This window comes from Achromobacter sp. 1011811831 (assembly GCF_059760905.1).
Genome location: NZ_JCBANG010000029.1, coordinates 1 through 17,210, shown reverse-complemented (window position 1 = coordinate 17,210; position 17,210 = coordinate 1). Strand labels below are relative to the sequence as shown.

16 protein-coding genes are annotated in these 17,210 nt (G+C 68.2%); 7 read left to right on the top strand and 9 right to left on the bottom strand.

Annotated elements, in window-relative coordinates; all coding sequences use genetic code 11:
- The first annotated feature begins 233 nt into the window (after positions 1–233).
- On the top strand, positions 234–2,300 hold the full coding sequence (gene metG / locus AC6LJ9_RS13390) for a methionine--tRNA ligase (RefSeq protein ID WP_498147928.1): 2,067 nt from the start codon (positions 234–236) through the stop codon (positions 2,298–2,300).
- 76 nt (positions 2,301–2,376) lie between these two features.
- Here metG and AC6LJ9_RS13385 read toward each other — a convergent pair whose 3' ends face one another.
- The 3 genes from AC6LJ9_RS13385 to AC6LJ9_RS13375 all read right to left on the bottom strand — a co-directional run bounded on the left by AC6LJ9_RS13385 (position 2,377) and on the right by AC6LJ9_RS13375 (position 4,764).
- On the bottom strand, positions 2,377–3,114 hold the full coding sequence (locus tag AC6LJ9_RS13385) for a sulfurtransferase (RefSeq protein ID WP_103271134.1): 738 nt from the start codon (positions 3,112–3,114) through the stop codon (positions 2,377–2,379).
- A 106-nt stretch (positions 3,115–3,220) separates the two neighbouring features.
- On the bottom strand, positions 3,221–4,015 hold the full coding sequence (locus AC6LJ9_RS13380) for a DUF4377 domain-containing protein (RefSeq protein WP_498147927.1): 795 nt from the start codon (positions 4,013–4,015) through the stop codon (positions 3,221–3,223).
- A gap of 221 nt (positions 4,016–4,236) precedes the next feature.
- On the bottom strand, positions 4,237–4,764 hold the full coding sequence (locus tag AC6LJ9_RS13375; protein ID WP_498147926.1) for an META domain-containing protein: 528 nt from the start codon (positions 4,762–4,764) through the stop codon (positions 4,237–4,239).
- A gap of 305 nt (positions 4,765–5,069) precedes the next feature.
- On the opposite strand from AC6LJ9_RS13375, the gene AC6LJ9_RS13370 reads away from it, so the two are divergent.
- Entirely contained in the window at positions 5,070–6,224 is a 1,155-nt protein-coding gene (locus AC6LJ9_RS13370) for an acyltransferase family protein (RefSeq protein WP_498147925.1), read from the top strand.
- Here the strand turns inward: AC6LJ9_RS13370 and AC6LJ9_RS13365 are convergent.
- Positions 6,205–6,600 carry a helix-turn-helix domain-containing protein gene (locus AC6LJ9_RS13365; RefSeq protein WP_498147951.1) on the bottom strand — a complete coding sequence of 132 codons (396 nt, stop codon included), beginning with the start codon at positions 6,598–6,600 and terminating at the stop codon, positions 6,205–6,207. The two genes, AC6LJ9_RS13370 and AC6LJ9_RS13365, sit on opposite strands and share 20 nt — an antisense overlap.
- Before the next feature lie 809 nt (positions 6,601–7,409).
- Here AC6LJ9_RS13365 and AC6LJ9_RS13360 point away from each other — a divergent pair.
- Positions 7,410–8,210, top strand: a complete 801-nt coding sequence (locus AC6LJ9_RS13360; protein WP_498147924.1) for a response regulator transcription factor — start codon at positions 7,410–7,412, stop codon at positions 8,208–8,210.
- 476 nt (positions 8,211–8,686) lie between these two features.
- Positions 8,687–9,895, top strand: coding sequence for a voltage-gated potassium channel protein (gene kch / locus AC6LJ9_RS13355; protein ID WP_498147923.1), 1,209 nt, complete (start codon positions 8,687–8,689; stop codon positions 9,893–9,895).
- Positions 9,896–9,911: 16 nt separating this feature from the next.
- Here the strand turns inward: kch and AC6LJ9_RS13350 are convergent, their stop codons facing one another.
- The 3 genes from AC6LJ9_RS13350 to AC6LJ9_RS13340 form a co-directional block, all read right to left on the bottom strand.
- Positions 9,912–10,286 (bottom strand): DUF4156 domain-containing protein, encoded by a 375-nt coding sequence (locus tag AC6LJ9_RS13350; RefSeq protein WP_498147922.1) that lies wholly within the window; start codon positions 10,284–10,286, stop codon positions 9,912–9,914.
- Between the two features lie 81 nt (positions 10,287–10,367).
- A complete protein-coding gene (locus AC6LJ9_RS13345; protein WP_498147921.1) occupies positions 10,368–10,625 on the bottom strand; it encodes a helix-turn-helix domain-containing protein in 258 nt (85 codons plus the stop codon).
- Positions 10,625–11,224 (bottom strand): hypothetical protein, encoded by a 600-nt coding sequence (locus tag AC6LJ9_RS13340; protein ID WP_498147920.1) that lies wholly within the window; start codon positions 11,222–11,224, stop codon positions 10,625–10,627. Before AC6LJ9_RS13340 ends, AC6LJ9_RS13345 begins: the two co-directional genes overlap by 1 nt.
- 102 nt (positions 11,225–11,326) lie before the next feature.
- Here AC6LJ9_RS13340 and AC6LJ9_RS13335 point away from each other — a divergent pair, with 102 nt between their 5' ends.
- Positions 11,327–11,572 (top strand): hypothetical protein, encoded by a 246-nt coding sequence (locus tag AC6LJ9_RS13335; RefSeq protein ID WP_212319713.1) that lies wholly within the window; start codon positions 11,327–11,329, stop codon positions 11,570–11,572.
- On the opposite strand, the gene AC6LJ9_RS13330 is transcribed toward AC6LJ9_RS13335, so the two are convergent.
- Positions 11,569–13,134: an EAL domain-containing protein gene (locus tag AC6LJ9_RS13330; RefSeq protein WP_498147919.1), complete on the bottom strand. Its 1,566-nt coding sequence runs from the start codon at positions 13,132–13,134 to the stop codon at positions 11,569–11,571. The two genes, AC6LJ9_RS13335 and AC6LJ9_RS13330, sit on opposite strands and share 4 nt — an antisense overlap.
- Positions 13,135–13,226: 92 nt before the next feature.
- A complete protein-coding gene (locus tag AC6LJ9_RS13325) occupies positions 13,227–13,898 on the bottom strand; it encodes a TetR/AcrR family transcriptional regulator (protein WP_498147918.1) in 672 nt (223 codons plus the stop codon).
- A 149-nt stretch (positions 13,899–14,047) separates the two neighbouring features.
- Here AC6LJ9_RS13325 and AC6LJ9_RS13320 point away from each other — a divergent pair, with 149 nt between their 5' ends.
- Together AC6LJ9_RS13320 and AC6LJ9_RS13315 are read left to right on the top strand one after the other, a co-directional pair.
- A complete protein-coding gene (locus AC6LJ9_RS13320; protein WP_498147917.1) occupies positions 14,048–15,790 on the top strand; it encodes a PHA/PHB synthase family protein in 1,743 nt (580 codons plus the stop codon).
- Positions 15,787–17,210 (top strand): efflux transporter outer membrane subunit (locus tag AC6LJ9_RS13315; RefSeq protein WP_498147916.1); only part of this gene is annotated, 1,424 nt, incomplete at its 3' end. The genes AC6LJ9_RS13320 and AC6LJ9_RS13315, both read left to right, overlap by 4 nt.

The window sequence follows — 17,210 nt, the reverse complement described above, 5'->3', positions numbered from 1 at the left end:
CGCCGGCGCGCGCCTGCCACGGCCGCCTCGCGGCGACCTGGCGCGCACCAGGGACACTCCCTTCGGGCCGTCTTTTGACGGCCCGTTCTCTCTGCCCGCGCCATCCGATCTGATCCGGACCGGAGTTTGGGCGCGCGATCCCGCCATCCCCTTTCGCCCCCCGCCGAGGCCCGCCGCCGCCATTGCCCTAAAATGGCCGGTCTATCCACCTTTCCCTCAACCGCACGAAGACCATGTCTCGCACCCTTTTCGTCACCACCGCCCTGCCCTACGCCAACGGATCCTTCCACATCGGCCACATCATGGAGTACATCCAGGCCGACATCTGGGTGCGTTCGATGCGACTGGCGGGCCACACGGTGCACTTCGTGGGTGCGGACGACGCGCATGGCGCGCCGATCATGCTGAAGGCGGAAAAGGAAGGCATCACGCCGCAGGCCCTGGTGGCGCGCTACGCCGCCGAACGCCCGCAGTACCTGAACGGCTTCCATATCCGCTTTGACCACTGGCACTCGACCGACTCGGCCGAGAACGTGGCGCTGTCGCAGGACATCTACCGCGCGCTGAAGGCGCAGGACCTGATCGAGACGCGCTCGATCGAGCAGTTCTACGACCCGGTCAAGGGCATGTTCCTGGCCGACCGCTACATCAAGGGCGAATGCCCCAAGTGCCACGCCAAGGACCAGTACGGTGATTCCTGCGAAGTCTGCGGCGCGGTCTATGCGCCCACCGAACTGATCAATCCGTATTCGGCCCTGACCGGCGCCACGCCGGTGCTGAAGTCCTCCGATCACTTCTTCTTCAAGCTGTCCGATCCGCGCTGCGTGGAATTCCTGCAGCAATGGACCATGGGCGCCAACGCCGCCGGCGGCAAGCACCTGCAGCCGGAAGTGCTGGCCAAGACCCGCGAATGGCTGGGCGCCGATGACGGCGAAGCCAAGCTGGGCGACTGGGACATCTCGCGCGACGCGCCCTATTTCGGCATCGAGATCCCCGACGCGCCGGGCAAGTACTTCTACGTCTGGCTGGACGCGCCGGTGGGCTACCTGGCCTCGCTCAAGTCCTATTGCGACAAGGCAGGCCTGGATTTCGACGCGCTGCTCGACCCGAACGGCAACACCGAACAGGTCCACTTCATCGGCAAGGACATCATCTATTTCCACGCGCTGTTCTGGCCCGCCATGCTGAAGTTCGCCGGCCGCAAGACGCCGGACGCGCTGAACGTGCACGGCTTCATCACCGTCAGCGGCGAGAAGATGTCCAAGAGCCGCGGCACCGGCATCTCGCCGCTGCGCTATCTGGAACTGGGCATGAACGCCGAGTGGATGCGCTACTACATCGCCGCCAAGCTGAACGCCCGCGTTGAAGACATGGACTTCAACCCCGAGGACTTCATCGCCCGCGTCAACAGCGACCTGATCGGCAAGTACGTCAACATCGCCAGCCGCGCGGCCAGCTTCATCACCAAGCATTTCGACGGCCAGCTGGCCTATATGGGCGACGCCGCCGCGCTGTCGGCCGAGTACGCCGAGCAGGCAGAATCAATCCGCGCCGCCTTCGAGGCGCGCGAGTACAACCGCGCCATCCGCGAGATCATGGCCTGCGCCGACCGCATCAACCAGGCCTTCGACACCGCCCAGCCCTGGGTGCTGGCCAAGGGCATCGGCAGCGCCGACGCCGCCCAGAAGGCCGCGCTGCAGGACATCTGCTCGCGCTCGCTGGCCGGCTTCAAGGCCCTGTCCGTGATGCTGGCCCCGGTGCTGCCGGAACTGACCGACCGCGTCGCGCGCGAGCTGTTCGGCGCGCAGGCCGGCTTTGTCTGGGCCGACGCCGCCGCGCTGCCGCAGACCGTGGCGCCGTTCAAGCACCTGATGCAGCGCGTCGAGCCGCAGATGCTGGAAGACCTGTTCGAACCGCCCGCGCCTCCCGCCGTGATCCCCGGCGGCGAGCCGCTGGCCGAGACCATCTCCATCGACGACTTCGCCCGCGTCGACCTGCGCATCGCGCAGATCGTCAACTGCGAGCACGTCGAAGGCTCGACCAAGCTGCTGCGCCTGACGCTGGACGTGGGCGAAGGCCGCCACCGCAACGTGTTCTCCGGCATCAAGTCGGCCTACCAGCCCGAAGACCTGATCGGCAAGCTGACCGTGATGGTGGCCAACCTGGCCCCGCGCAAGATGAAGTTCGGCGTGTCCGAAGGCATGGTGCTGGCCGCCAGCCACGCCGACGAGTCGGTGGATGCCGGCATCTACGTGCTGGAGCCCTTCCCCGGCGCCAAACCCGGCATGCGCGTGCGCTGACGCGGCGCCGGCCCGGCGATAAAAAAAACCCGCCTCGAGGCGGGTTTTTTCTTGATCGCGCCAGATGCGCGGCGGCTCAGGCCCGGCTGGGCGCCAGCGCCGGATCCAGCGACACGCGCTCGTCGAACACGAAGCACTTGCCCTCGTAGCCCGGCCCGCCGGTCTCCTCGAAGTACTTGAGGATGCCGCCCTCGAGCTGGTAGACGTGATCGATACCGGCCTCGTTCATGTAGATGGCGGCCTTCTCGCAGCGGATGCCGCCGGTGCAGAAGCTGACCACGGTCTTGCCTTGCAGCTCGTCGCGGTGTGCCTGCACCGCGTCCGGGAACTGGGTGAAGCGCTCGATGCGCCAGTCGATGGCATTCCTGAACGTGCCCTCGTCGACCTCGAAGGCGTTGCGCGTGTCCAGCATCACAACCGGGCGACCGGCATCGTCCGCGCCCTGCGCCAGCCAGCGCGCCACCGTGCGCGCGTCCACCGCCGGCGCGCGGCCGGCCTCGGGGCGGATGGCCGGATGGTTCATGCGGATGATCTCGCGCTTGATCTTCACCAGCAGCTTGCGGAACGGCACCGCGTCGCTGTAGCTGTACTTCGGCTCCAGGTCGGCGAAGCGCGCATCCGCGCGCAGCGCGGCCAGGAAAGACTCAATGCCTGCGGACGCGCCCGCCAGGAACAGATTGATGCCCTCCCCGGCCAGCAGGATCGTGCCCTTCAGTCCGTCCTCGCGCGCGCGGGCCAGCAGCGTTTCCCGCAACTCGGGCAAGCCGTCGAGCGAGACGAATTTGTAGGCGGAGATATTGGCAACGGAAGACATGGGCGTAGCGTGGCAAGGCCGGCGCGGCATGCGCGGGCCGCGAAAATGCGGAATGCGCGGGAGCCGCCATCATAATCGCTGGCGGGCCCGCGTCCGGGCCGGGGCCTCAGCGCCGCACAGGCTCCTGCTCGACCACCGCGTCCAGCACCCATTTCAAGCCGGAGGCATCGGCCGGCGGATTCGGATCGCGCACTTCGACCACGCGCAGCCGATAGCGCACGCCCGGCTGGAAATTGAAGCCGGTGATATCGCCATACCAGAGCTGCCAGGGCTGGGCCGCGCTGTCGCGCACCTGGTAGCACATGGCGCGGCCGGCGCCGGCATTGCAAGGCACGCGCTCGGAATCGACGTACACGAGCTTTTTCGGGCCCATCTGGCCGCCGGTCGCCGGATCGATGCGGCGGCCGAAATCCAGCGTGTCGCCCGAGGACAGCAGCAGCGTCAGGCGGCGCGGATTGCCGGTGTTGTCCAGCGTGCTGGACGTGATGCGCGTCAGGCCGTCGAGGAAGTCCTGTTCCAGCCGCATGGCGTCCGGATTGCAGGCCATCATGGTGGACACGGGATGCGAGCGCACGATCAGCAGCCCGTTTGCCACCGTGTAGGGCGCGTTGTACTGGTTGCAGCCGCCAAAACCGCTGACCACGGGCGCGCCCTTGTCATGGATGAAGCTGATCGTGACGGGCCGCGAGGTCTGCGACGGATGGGGAATCTGGCGCAAGGCGCCGCCGGGCCGCGTCCAGCGGGCCAGGTCCCAGCTGGTCTGCGCGTACACGTCGGACGCGGCGGCGGGCTGGAAGCGCGGATCCTGCGCGCCCGGGCCGCGCGGCGGCGACGCGCAGGCGGCAAGACCGACGGCAAGCGCGCAGGGAGCGAGCCAACGCAAGCTGGAGGATATGGACATGGAAGATCTCCCGAAATCGGCGTGAGGCACACTGAGCCAGCGGTGCGCCATTGTAGGCACGGCGCAAGAACGCCGCGCGCGCGGAAAACAGACTGAAACGCCTGGTCACCAGGCCGGCGGCGCGGCCCCGCGCGCCAGGGATTCCAGGCGCGCCACTTGCGCCAGCCTCTGCCGCCATCCCCCGGCGGCCGGGCCACGCGGCGCCGGCCCGCCATCACCGCTCAGGGCGTGGGGGGATCCTCGCGCCGCACGAACTCCAGCACATCGCCGCCGCGCAGGTTGAAGGTCAGGTGGCGGGGCGCCCCGCCGTTGTCGAGCGTGAAGGTATCGATGCTGCCCAGGCCACGCAGATAGTCCGCTTCCAGGCCGGCTCGCTCCGGCGTCGGGCAGGCCATGCGCGTGGCCGCCGGCGCGTCGATGCGCAGCCTGCCGCCCTCGATCCTGTAGGCGCCCATGTAGCGGTTGCAGCCGGCGAAGCCATTGACGCGGTATTGCTTGCCCTGGGCCAGGAACACCAGCTTCACGGGCTCGCCGTTGTCGCCATGGGGAATGTCGCGCAGCGCGCCGCCGGGCTGGACCCAGCGCACCAATTCCCAGGCGGTCTGCGCCAGCGAATCCGCGCTGCTGGCCGCGTTGGCGGCCGCCGCCCCTTGCGGACGGGCGCCGCCGGATCCCGCGCACCCCGCCAGCGCCAGGGCCAGCAAGCCCATGCCTAGCAAGCGGCCGGGCAAGAACTGAGTATTGGGCATGGGCGAAATCTCCGGTTGATTGCACACCCCTAGACTGTAACCGGCATCGTTCGCCCCTGTCCCGCGACCTGCCCCTAAGCCCTACACCCGAGTGCCAAAGCGGGAGTCCGGCACTCGGCGGGCAAGCCAAAGGAGCAGGTACTGGGCCTTATGCCTCATGGCGCGCGGCGAAGCCGGCGCGCAGAATCGCCTGAACTCCGGCCTTGGCATCGCTTCCTGAGCGGCTGCCACGGGGCGACTGCGGTGGGCCGGCAATGCCCGCGCAACGCGCCGGAGCACGCGAAACAGGCTGCGGAGACATCCCGATGGGCTTTCTGAGAACCTTGCTGGCGTTGTCCGTGGTCCTGGACCACCTGGGCGGCGGCGCGGCCGACAAGCTGGTCGGCGGGCGCCTTGCGGTGCAGCTGTTCTATGTGATCTCCGGTTTCCTGATTTCCTATGTGCTGACCGGCACCGACCGCTACCAGGGCGCGACAGGGCACTTCTATGCAAACCGGCTGCTGCGCCTGTTTCCGATTTACCTGACGGTCGCGGCGCTGGCCCTGGTCGCCTACTCCGCGGGCGATGGCAGCTTTTTCCGTCTCTACGACGACCTGCCCCTGTCGGCCCGGCTGTTCCTGATCCTGTCCAATCTTTTCATCGTGGGGCAGGACTGGCTGATGTTCTTCGGCATCGAGCATTCCACCCTGCTCTTCACCGGCAGTTTCGCGCACAGCGACGTGCCGCTATACCAGGGGCTGCTGGTGCCGCAGGCCTGGACGCTGGGCGTGGAGATCACGTTCTACCTGATCGCGCCCTTCGTCCTGCGGTCGCCGCGCAGGCTGCTCGCGCTGCTGGCGGCCTCGCTGGCCTTGCGAGCCGCGCTCATCGCCACCGGCATCGGGTTAAGCGATCCCTGGACCTACCGTTTCTTTCCCGCCGAGCTGGCGCTGTTCCTGGCCGGCGCACTGTCGCACCAGGTGCTGCTGCCGCGCTGGCAGGCGCTGACGCGCCGCTGGCGCCGGCTGCCGGAACTGGGCGTCGCCATCCTGGTGGCGTACTGCTGCGCGCACTTCCTCATCGGGCTGAACCACAACCTGCGCGACGCGCTGGCGGTGCTGCTGTTCGCGGCGCTGCTGCCGCTGGCTTTCCTTTTCCAGGCGCGATACCGGCTGGACAAGGCGATCGGCGAGCTGAGCTACCCGATCTATATCTGCCATGCCCTGGTGATCCTGTTCTTCGGCTGGCTGCTCGACGGCGCCAGCGCGCGCCAGCCCGCGCTTTTCGATGCGCTGGTGCTGACCGGCTGCATCGGCTTCGCGGCCCTGCTCAACGCGCTGATCGCCGATCCCGTCGAACGCTTGCGCGTCCGGCTGCGCGCCGACGGTCGGGAGGATCCGTCCGTCACTCCTCTGCCCGCGGCAAGCCAGCCCGCCGCGCCGCGCCAGCGGCGCGTGAACCCTATTCGCCGCGCGCCTTGATATACGCGGCCAGCACCTGCTCGATCTGGCGCTTTTCCTGGGTGCTCAGACGCGCATAGGTGGCATAGGAAACGGTTTCGAACGGCCAGGGCGGCGACACATCTGGCTCGCCCGCGCTGGCGGCGGACTCGACCGGCTCCGGACTGAACATCGGGCCTTCCCCGGCGCTCAGCCACATGGGGCTGACACGCAGCGCGCGGGTCAGCTTGATCAGGGCCTCGCTGGACGGCTGGAGGCGTTGGCCGCTTTCATAGTTGCCGATGGCGCTTTGCGACAGGTTGCTCGCGACCGCCAAGTCCTTTTGTGTCCATCCCTGTAGCATCCTTGCGTTGCGCAGACGATGGCTAAACGTGTCCAATCGATCAACCTGAGCCATTAATTTGAATTTATTTATTTGATTAAAACATCTCAATACTGCTGCCAAACAAACGGATTACACCCCAATTTCCGGGCTAATCCGCAAATCTCGCAACGCCTCCTCTTCCGCCCGTCCGCCGCCAGCCCTGGCGCCTCCCTGACGCTCTCCCTGTCTCCGAAAAATCGCTATCTATCAGTGGCTTGCACAGGCGCTCCGGCAGCCGGCGCGGGGCCTGGCCATGGGCCGGATCCGGCGAGAGTGTAGGAGTTCGGATGCGCCAAAAATAGAAAATAATGTATCGGTAATACTTAATATCGCATCGTTGCAATCGCAGGATAAAACAGCGTTTCAATGGGTTTGGACGAATTTGAGCAATCGCATCTGTTACCGCTAGAAACTACAGAAACTTATCTTCACAAAAAAACACGCCCGTGTTTAAATGAAACACGGGCGTGACTTCCAAGCAGTACCGGGTCATCGGCGGCCAAAGGCGCAGAACGCCAGGCCATGCGCCGCCCGGACCCCGTGCCTGCCAGCCGGCAATCGCAGCCGGAACGCGGACCTTTTCCGCCATCCGTGCAACCACTCGCCCGCATTCCAACAACACCGCCACGCTTGCGACGTCGAGCGGACGGCACAGGGAGAGGGGCATGACACGCAAGGATCGGACTGCACGGGCAAGAAGCCATCGCCACCGGGCCATGGACGACCGACAGACCACCGGCTCCCCGGCCGGATCCCTTGCCTTCCGGGCGGATACCATCCGGTAACGCCCGCGCCCCCTTTCCACGCGGCGACCACGCCGCGCAGTCTCATTGGAAGCATCAATGAACAACACGCTGGATGTCATTTTCCTGGGCAAGGACGACGCCAGGCATGCCAGATTGATCGAGGCGCTGTCCCATCTGGGCTTCAACGTGCGCCGCTGCCACGAACTGGTCGATGTGTACGAGCGCTACTCCCGACGCCCGAGCCCGCTGGTGGTGCTGGAAGCGCCGCTGCCCGACGTGCATAACGCGGCCGTACGGTTGCGCGGCATCGACCGGGGCCTGGGCATCGTCGCCATCGCCGCCTTCCCCGACGCCGAAAGCCGGATACGCACGCTGCTGTGCGGCGCCGACGCCTGCCTGTCGCCCGAGGTCAGCGGACTGGAGCTGGCCGCGGTCTTGCAGGCGCTGGTACGGCGCGCGGCCGGCATGGACGCCGAGCCGGGCGAGATTCCGGCCAACGGAGAGCCGCCCAGCGACGCATGGCGGCTGGCCAACAAGGGCTGGACCCTGATCAGCCCGGGCGGACGCACCATGGGCCTGACCACCGGGGAGCGTGACTTCCTGTCGCGCCTGGTGCATGCGCCGGATCGCAAGGTCAGCCGCGATGCCTTCTATGCCGACGGCTCGGACGACGCCGACGGCGGCGTCACGCGCCGCCGCTTCGTCGACGTCATGATCAGCCGCCTGCGCCGCAAGGCCACGGCCAACCACATGACCCTGCCCATCCGCGCGGTGCACGGCTGGGGCTATATGTTCGCGGCCGACATCAAGCTGGACCTGGACGAGCGCGCGCAGGCCGACGATGGCGCCGAAGAATGGCGACGCGATACGGCGGTCGCGAACGCGCCGTCATACTGAATACAATCTGGGAGGGGAATCTGCGCAAACCCGGGATGGGTCCGCGTCCGGAAGCGAGAGGCAGGAAGCAGGCGAAAAAAACGCGGCGCTGCCCCGAAGGTAAGACGCCGCGCTAAAACAACACGTGAACAGGAGCCATCAGCCGGCACTGATGCCTTCTACCTGGATCACGCGATTCCAACATTCGTGCCTCACTACTCACGCTCGGAGTGAACCGTGAGTCAGTGCGGGGTCTCTAGTCCCCGCCCCGACCGCTGCGTGCAATGCACGGGAAATCGTCCGCCTTGCTGCTGGCGGGCTTTTCGCCCGTATCAGCGGCGTTCCTTTCGGATCGCAGCGTGATGTAGGAAGTTTAGGACCAGGCTCGGATTTATCGTAATTCTTTGTTGATAGCCTTCCATACATAATAGGTATAGCGGCAGACCTAACGCATCGTCCTAAAATGGGCGGCATCGACAATCCCCGGTCCCACGCCCTTGTCTCCCCCCCCGCTCCTGCGGCGGCTGCGCAAGCTGACGTCGCTGTTCCCGTCCAACTGGTGCCTGGCCTTCCTCGTCGCGCTGGATGGCTACGCGTTCATGCATCCGGTGCTGCGCGAAGTGCAGGCGCGCGAATACTCGTTCTGGCTGGCGCTGAACAACTGGCAAGAGATCATGCAAGTGGTCGGGCTGCTGGAGATCCCGCGGCTGGTGCTGGGCGTGGGCCTGCAGGTGATCGCGCTGGGGCTGATCCTGAAGGCCCGCATCGCCTGGGCCTTCTCGCTGGTGCTGCTGATCGGCGTGGGCACCTTCGCTATCCTCGGCGACGGCGGACACGCCGGCCTGGGCATCTATACGCTGGTGCTGATCCTGGCGCTGATGACCTACTGGCGCCGCTTCGACCGGGCCAGCGTCACGGCGGGCTCGCTGTTCGCCCTGGTCAGCGTGCTGTCGCTGCTGATCTACGCGGTGTTCGGCACGCTCTACCTGGGCGATGAATTCAATCCGCCCGTCCACGACGCCGGCACCGCGCTGTACTTTTCCATCGTGTCCATGTCGACGGTGGGCTATGGCGACATCACGCCGCACTCGGGCGCGGCCAGGCTGTTCACCGCGTCGATTATCATCCTCGGCATCACGGTGTTCGCCACCTCCGTCAGCGCCATCGCCGGCCCGGTGATCGGCGGCAACCTGAAACGCCTGGTCAAGGGCCGATTCTCCACCGCCATGAGAAAGAACCACATCATCATCGCGGGCGCGACGCCGCTGGCGCTCAGCGTCTACGACGGACTGCGCAGGCGCGGCGACGAAGTCACCGTCATCGTGCCCGCCGGCGTGCCGCAGGAATACCCGGCAACGGCCGACCTCATCGAAGGCGACCCGTCCAGCGTCGAGGTGCTGCGCGCCGCCGGCGTGACCCGCGCCCGCTACGTGCTGGCGCTGCGCGACGACGATGCGGAAAACGCCTTCATCGTGCTGGCCACCCAGGAAGCCACCGCCGGCCAGGGCGCCAAGACGGTCGCGCTGGTCAACACCAGCAAGCACCTGGAAAAAATCCGGCGCGTGCGGCCGGACATGGTGTTCTCGGTGCAGCTGCTGGGCGCGGAGCTGCTGGCCCGCGCCATCAACGGCGAACCGTTGGACAGCCAGGCCATCACCGATCTGTTCTTCGCCAAGGCCGGCCCGGCCGCCGCCGAACCGGCCTGACGCCAGGCCGCCCCGCTCACTCGCAGCGGTACACGTTGCCCGTCAAGGTCACGTTGGTCTGCTCCGAATGATCCTTGTGGCCGGTTTGTCCGGCCCGCTGCGTCAGCAGATACACGACGTTGCCGCCCATCGCCGCCGCGCGATTCTTCAGGTCATTGCGGGCGCCCGTCTCCAGGTCGGCATTGGACGTGATCGCGCCCCTCAGGAAATCGCCCTGGCTGCCGGTCACGTCGCCGAGGAACGCGCAGCCCTTGCCGGGCTCGTTGTGCGTGATGCGCACGTTGCTCGCGGCCCCGGGGGCCAGCTGCGTGGGCGCGCAGGCCGCGAGGGCGCAGGCGGAAAGCAACAGGATCAGCGACCGGACATGGCGGCGGCACTGCGGACTTTGCATGATGATCATCCATCGTAGGGGCGTGTGAAACCGCCGCGCCATGCTTCATGCATGCGCGGACGGCGTTGGGGAACAGGGGAATCAGTCGAGGCGGAAATCGAAGCCGGGATCCGCCACGGCCATGCCGGCGGCCTCGTCCGGCACGTACTCCAGCAGATCGCCGGGCTGGCACTGCAGCACTTCGCAGATGCGGGCCAGCGTATCGAAGCGGATGCCCTTGACCTTGCCCGATTTGAGCAGGGAGAGGTTGGGTTCGGTGATGCCGATCTCCTGCGCGAGCTGGCGCGCCTTCATCTTGCGCTGCGCCAGCACCACGTCGAGCCTGACCACGATCGCCATCAGATGAACCCCCGGTTCTCTTCGGCCACGTGCGCCGCTTCTTCCATGGCCCAGGCCAGCGCGAACAGCAGGCCACCGAGCAGGCCCAGCAGAATGTCTTCCAGCTGGATGTGGATGAGCATGTGGGGCTCGCCGGGCGCGCTCCAGGTGAACAACAGCACCAGCAGCATCTTCACCAGCGGCGAGCACAACGCGAACAGCGTGATGAGCAACGCGATGCCGCGCAGGCGACGGGCCGTGGCCGAGGTCAGCACCTCGCCGCGCGCGAAGTCGCCAAACATCGCATGGGCATGCGCGATGCCGCGCAGCACCAGCGCCAGCTGCAGTCCCAGCAAGGAGAAGCCCGCCACCCGATAGCCCGGCCCGAGCTGCAACGCGGGCGCGCGGGACGGATCGGTGATGCCCAGCAGCGCGTGCAGGCTGCGGGTCAGCGCCGCATCCGAACTCAGGAACCAGATGGCCACGGCCAGGACGACGAACAGGACGGCCGTGGCCGCGAGCAGCCAGCGCATGCAGCGCGAGAGGCGGCGGATGCGCGCCATGCGACGAGCGCCATCGCTGATGGCCGCGGCCGACGGCTGCGTGGGGAAATGAAGCATCACGGAAAGTCCTGGCGAGCGTTGCGGAGCACTATCAATTGCTGTAGTGTAGCAAATAATTATCGTAAAACAATAATTTTTTAACCCAGAAAAGCAAGCCTTATGCGATTCCTGAAACCCATCGCCGGTCTCGCGGCGCTGGGCCTGGCGCTGCTGCTGCTCGTTCCCGCCGGCACCTCGGCTTCCGACGACGCAAGCTGCGCGCGGGCCGGCGATGGCGGCCTGCGCCTGCGGGTTCAATGGTCCCTGAGCAACCGCTATTCGCCGCTTGGCCTGCCCCGCTTGACGCTGGAACGCGGGCCCGCGCGACCCGCAGCGCCCTGCGTCTGCCTGCGCGACGCCGGCTAATCCGGCACGACCGGCTGCGATTGCCCCGCGTACCAGGCCACGAAATCGGCCGAACGCAAAGGCCGGGAAAACAGATAGCCCTGGATGAAGGCTACTCCGCGCTCGGTCAGGTAGTCGAACTGGAAACGCTGTTCCACGCCTTCGGCCACCACCGACAGGCCCAGCCGGTGCGCCAGCATGATGATCACGTCCAGCACCGGCGCCTCTTCGCCATCCGGCTGGATGGCATGCACGAAGCCCTTGTCGATCTTCAGGTAGTCCACCGGAAACTTCTGCAGATAGGACAGCGAGCAATGGCCGGTGCCGAAATCGTCGATGGCCACGCGCACGCCCTCGGCGCGCAGCGTGTCGATGTTGCGGCGGGCGCGGCCGCTGTCCTCGATCAGGCTGCGCTCGGTGATTTCCAGCACCAGCAGCGGCTGGCGCGCGGCCGTCGCGGCGACGAAGGCGCGCACGTCCGGCACCAGATCCTCGCTGGACAGATGCTCGGGCGCGACGTTCACGCCCACATGAAAGCCCGGCGGTGTGTCCCATCCGCGCATGTCGCGCTCGATCAGGCCCAGCAGATGCTGGGTCAACTCGATGATCACGCCTTCCTGCTCGGCCGCCGCGATGAAGATGTCGGGCCGGACCAGCCCCGTGCCCGGACGCATCCAGCGCATCAGCGCCTCCACCCCCTCGAAGCGGCCCGTGACCTGGCTGTACACCGGCTGGTATTCCACATGGAACTCGCCCGCCGCCATCGCGCGGCGCAACTGTTCCCGGTAGGACTGGCGGCTGCGCTGCAAGCGATACGCCGCCCAGGCCAGCAGCGCGCCCGCCAGCAGCGACAAGGGCACGTAGGTCAGCAGCAGCTTCTGCCACTCCAGTCCCAGCGCCTGCGGCGGCACCACCACGCTGATGCGCAGTTTCGCGCCGTTCATGCTGTCGGTCGTCTCCTGGTACACGGGCTCGACGTTCCCCGCCCAGTCAGTCCAGGACGCGCTGCGTATCGGCGCCCCTTCCCCCAGCGTCAGCTCGATCTGGAAACTGCCCAGGGTCGCGACCGAATTGATGATGTCCTGCAGGTTGCGCGCATCGACCACCACCGCGCCGCTGCGGCCATCCCGGCCCGGCACGCCCAGCAGGATGGCGGGCCGGTCGGGCGCCAGCGGTGTGCCCTGCGCGGTATACAGCCAGCCGGCGGGCGTCATGCTGCGCGGCCAGCGGTGGAATTCGGTGATGCTGTAGTCCGTCGCGCCGACCGCCGACGAACAGTAGATGCGGTCGTCCTGCGCCAGGATCAGCGCGCGAACGTATGGATTCAACGTGGCCCAGCGCTGCATGGTGGGCAGGGCCTCGTCGCAGTCCTTGGCCGTCAGGTCCACCAGGCGCACCAGCAGCTCGCGCGCCTGGGTCAGGATGGTGCCGGTCTGCACCCGCACCACGCCGGCCGCGGTCGACGCTTCCTTGCGCACCTCGCCGACTGCGTGAAACCAGCTCCAGCCCACACAGAGCAGGACAGGCAGCACCAAGGCCAGCGCAACGGGCAGGAAGCGCCACGATGACACGCGGGCAGTCATTCCCGATGTAGGCAAGCCGCCCCCTCTTGTGGATAAGGATGAAAGAATCGTAGCGTCCGGCGACAGCATACGACACCATGCTCAAGACGGTGTCAAACCAGGCGCGTATTCCCCTGCCGACCGCCGATCCGCGCCGGCGCGCCGGCCTGGCCGCCGCCCGCCTCCAGCAGTTCGCCGATCAGCGCCGCGTGGGCGCGCCTGCGGGCGCCCATGTCGATGCGCTCCTGGGGCCCGAGCAGGATGCAGGCCACCATGGTGTGCACGATGGGCGACAACAGCAGCCAGGGATGCTCCCGCGCCACGCCGCCCGCGCACAGCCCGCGCGCGCGCGCCCGCTCCAGCAGGCGCGCCAGGCAGGCCTGCTGGGCGTCGGTGGTTTCGCGCCGCCAGCGCGCGGCCAGCTGCGGCACGCGGGCGCTTTCGGCCAGCAACAGCCGCATGGCGCTGATCATGGCCGGATTGGCCAGGCTTACATAGAGCTGGTCGACGATGCGTTCAGCCAGATCGCGCGTGGACGAGGCGCCGTCCACCACCGTCTCCACGTCCAGCGGCGCCGGGCTCAGGTGACGCGCGATCAGCGCCTCGAACACCGCTTCCTTGCTGGAGAAATGCGCGTACAGCCCGCCCTTGGACAGGCCCGCGCGCAGCGCGATGTCGTCCATCCTCGCGCCCGCGTATCCCGAAGCCGAAAACTCCTGCAGCGCCGCGTCAAGTATCTGCGCGACCCGCAAAGCCGGCGCAAGCCGGCGCCGCTGAGTCCCCATGGCCCCACTCCTGAACAGAACGGGTCCATTAAAAACCGACTGGCCGGTCGCTAACTTGACTTTGATCAAGGATTGATCAAGGCCGCCTGGGCACAATGACAGCAAGATCCTGCCGGCGGCGCACGCCCGCCAGACGTCCTGGAGCATGCATGCCGACCTCATCCGATTCCGCATGTGCAAGCAACGCGAACACGCTGGACACGGCCGCGCGCGCCGCGATGGCCCGCTGGACCGGCGGCCTGTCGCCGGCGGCCGGCCTGCTGGCCTGGACGGACTGGGCCGCGCACCTGGCCTGCGCCCCGGGCAAGCAGGCGGAACTGGCCAGCCTGGCATTCGGCCAGGCCGCGCAACTGGGCCGCCATCTGCTGCCCGCCACGGCGACCTCGACGCCGGACACCCCCGCCACCCGCGACCGCCGCCATGCCGATGAAGGCTGGCGCCAATGGCCCTACAACCTGTGGAGCGAGGGCTTCCTGGCGGCCCGGCAGTGGTGGGAACAGGCCACGCAGGGCGTGCCCGGCGTGGAACCCCATCACGCGCAGCTGGCGGCCTTTGCGGCGCGCCAGTGGCTGGACCTGCTGTCGCCGGGCAACCAGATCGCCGGCAACCCCGAAGTGATGCGCCAGACCTGGCAGGAAGGCGGCGCCAACCTGCTGCGCGGCGCCGCCCACGCCTGGGAGGACGCGACGCGCGCGCTGGCCAACCAGCCGCCCGCGGGCGCCGGCGCCTACATCCCCGGCAAGCAGGTCGCCGTCACGCCCGGCAAGGTGGTGTGGCGCAACCGGCTGATGGAGCTGCTGCAGTACAGCCCCGCCACCACGACCGTGCGCCCCGAGCCCGTGCTGATCGTGCCGGCCTGGATCATGAAGTACTACATCCTGGACCTGTCCCCGCACAACTCGCTGATCGCCTACCTGGTAAGCCAGGGTCATACGGTGTTTTGCATTTCCTGGAAGAACCCCGACGCGCAGGACCGCGAGCTGGGCATGGACGACTATCTCGCGCTCGGCATCCGCGAGGCGCTGGACGCCATCGCTGCCATCGTGCCCGGCGCGCGCGTGCACGCGGCCGGCTACTGCCTGGGCGGCACGCTGCTGGCCATCGCCGCCAGCGCCATGGCGCGCGACGGCGACGCGCGCCTGGCCAGCCTGAGCCTGCTGGCCGCGCAGACCGACTTCAGCGAGCCGGGCGAGCTGGCGTTGTTCATCGACGAAAGCCAGGTCAGCCTGCTGGAGGCGCAGATGGCGCGCACCGGCTACCTGACCTCGCGGCAGATGGCCGGCGCCTTCCAGATGCTGCGGTCCTATGACCTGCTGTGGTCGCGCATGGTCAACGAATACCTGCTGGGCCGGCGCGCGCCCATGTCGGACCTGATGGCCTGGAATGCCGACGCCACCCGCATGCCCGCGCGCATGCACGGCCAATACCTGCGCCAGCTGTTCCTGCACAACGACCTGGCGACCAACCGGTACCTGGTCGACGGCCGCCCGGTAATGCTGCGCGACCTGCGGCTGCCGCTGTTCTGCGTGGGCACCGAGAACGACCACGTGGCGCCGTGGCGCTCCGTGTTCAAGCTGCACGACCTGACGCAGGCGCCGCTGGACTTCGTGCTGACCAGCGGCGGCCACAACGCCGGCATCGTCAGCGAACCCGGCCACCCGCGCCGCCGCTACCGCAGCCTGGCGCGCCCCGTCGGCGGCGCCACGCTGACGCCGGACGAGTGGCTGCAGGCCGCGCCCGCGCACGAAGGCTCATGGTGGCCGGCATGGACGGGCTGGCTTGCCGGCCTTTCCGGCAAGCCCCGCAAGCCGCCCGCCCTGGGCGCGCCGCGCCGCGGCTATCCCGTGCTGGCGGACGCGCCCGGCGCCTATGTCTTGGAGAAAGAGGAATGACCCCAGTCCTGCCCGCCCGTCCGGCATCGGCGCGCGTGCTGCGCGCGCTAGGCGCGGCGCTGCTGCCGCTGCTGGCGGGCGGCTGCCTGTCCATGGCGCCCGATTACCAGCGCCCCGCCGCGCCGGTGCCCACGGCCTACGAGCAGGCGCCCACGGCGGGCGCCGAGGCGCCGGCGGCGGCGACCGTCGGCTGGCGCGACTACTACACCGACCCGATCCTGCAGGACCTGATCGACGGCGCGTTGCGCAACAACCGCGACCTGCGCACGGCGCTGCTGCGCGTCGAGGAAGCGCGCGCGCTCTACGGCATCCAGCGCGCCGACCAGTTCCCCACGATAGGCGTGCAGGCCGACGGGTCGCGCGCCCGCGTGCCGGGCGACCTGAACCTGACGCGCCAGCCGCAGATCAGCAGCCAGTACCAGGTCGGCGTCGGCATGGCGAGCTGGGAACTGGATTTCTGGGGCCGCGTGCGCAGCCTGAAGGACGCCGCGCTGCAAAACTACCTGGCCTCCGACGCCGCCGCGCGGGCCGCCACGCTCAGCCTGATCACGCAGGTGGCCGACGGCTACCTGACGCTGCGCGAGCTGGACGAGCGCCTGGCGCTGACGCGCGCGACCATCGCCTCGCGCGCCGAATCGCTGCGCATCTTCAAGCGCCGCTTCGAGGTCGGCGCGATCTCGCGGCTGGACCTGACCCAGGTGGAAACGCTGTGGCAACAGGCTACGGCGCTGGGCGCGGACCTGGAGCAGAGCCGCGCGGCGCAGGCCCACGCGCTGGCGCTGCTGGCGGGCGGCCCGCTCACGCTGCCGCCGGCCGGCGCGCGGCTGGACGACGCCGCCGTCATGCGTGATCTGCCGGCGGGACTGCCGTCGGACCTGCTGGCCAACCGCCCCGACATCGTCGCGGCCGGGCACCGGCTAAAAGCCGCCAACGCCAACATCGGCGCCGCCCGCGCCGCCTTCTTCCCGTCCATCACGCTGACCGGCGCCTACGGCACCGCCAGCGCCGAGCTGGACGGCCTGTTCGACAGCGGCAGCCGCGCCTGGAGTTTCGCGCCACGGCTGAGCCTGCCGATCTTCGACGCCGGCCGCCGCGCGGCCGCGCTGGACCTGGCCGAGACGCGCCGCGACCAGGCCGTGGCCGGCTACGAAAAAGCCATCCAGAGCGCCTTCCGCGACGTGTCCGACGCGCTGTCGGCGCGCCGCTGGCTGGCCGAGCAGGTGCAGGTGCTGCGCGCCACCGTCGCCGCGCAGGGCGAGCGCGCCCGGCTGGCCCAGCTGCGCTACGACCACGGCGCCTCGCCCTACCTGGAGGTGCTGGACGCGCAGCGCGACCTGCTGGCCGCGCAGCAGAAGCTGGTGCAGACGCGGCGCGCGCTGCTGTCCAGCCGCGTCGGCCTGTACGCCGCGCTGGGCGGCGG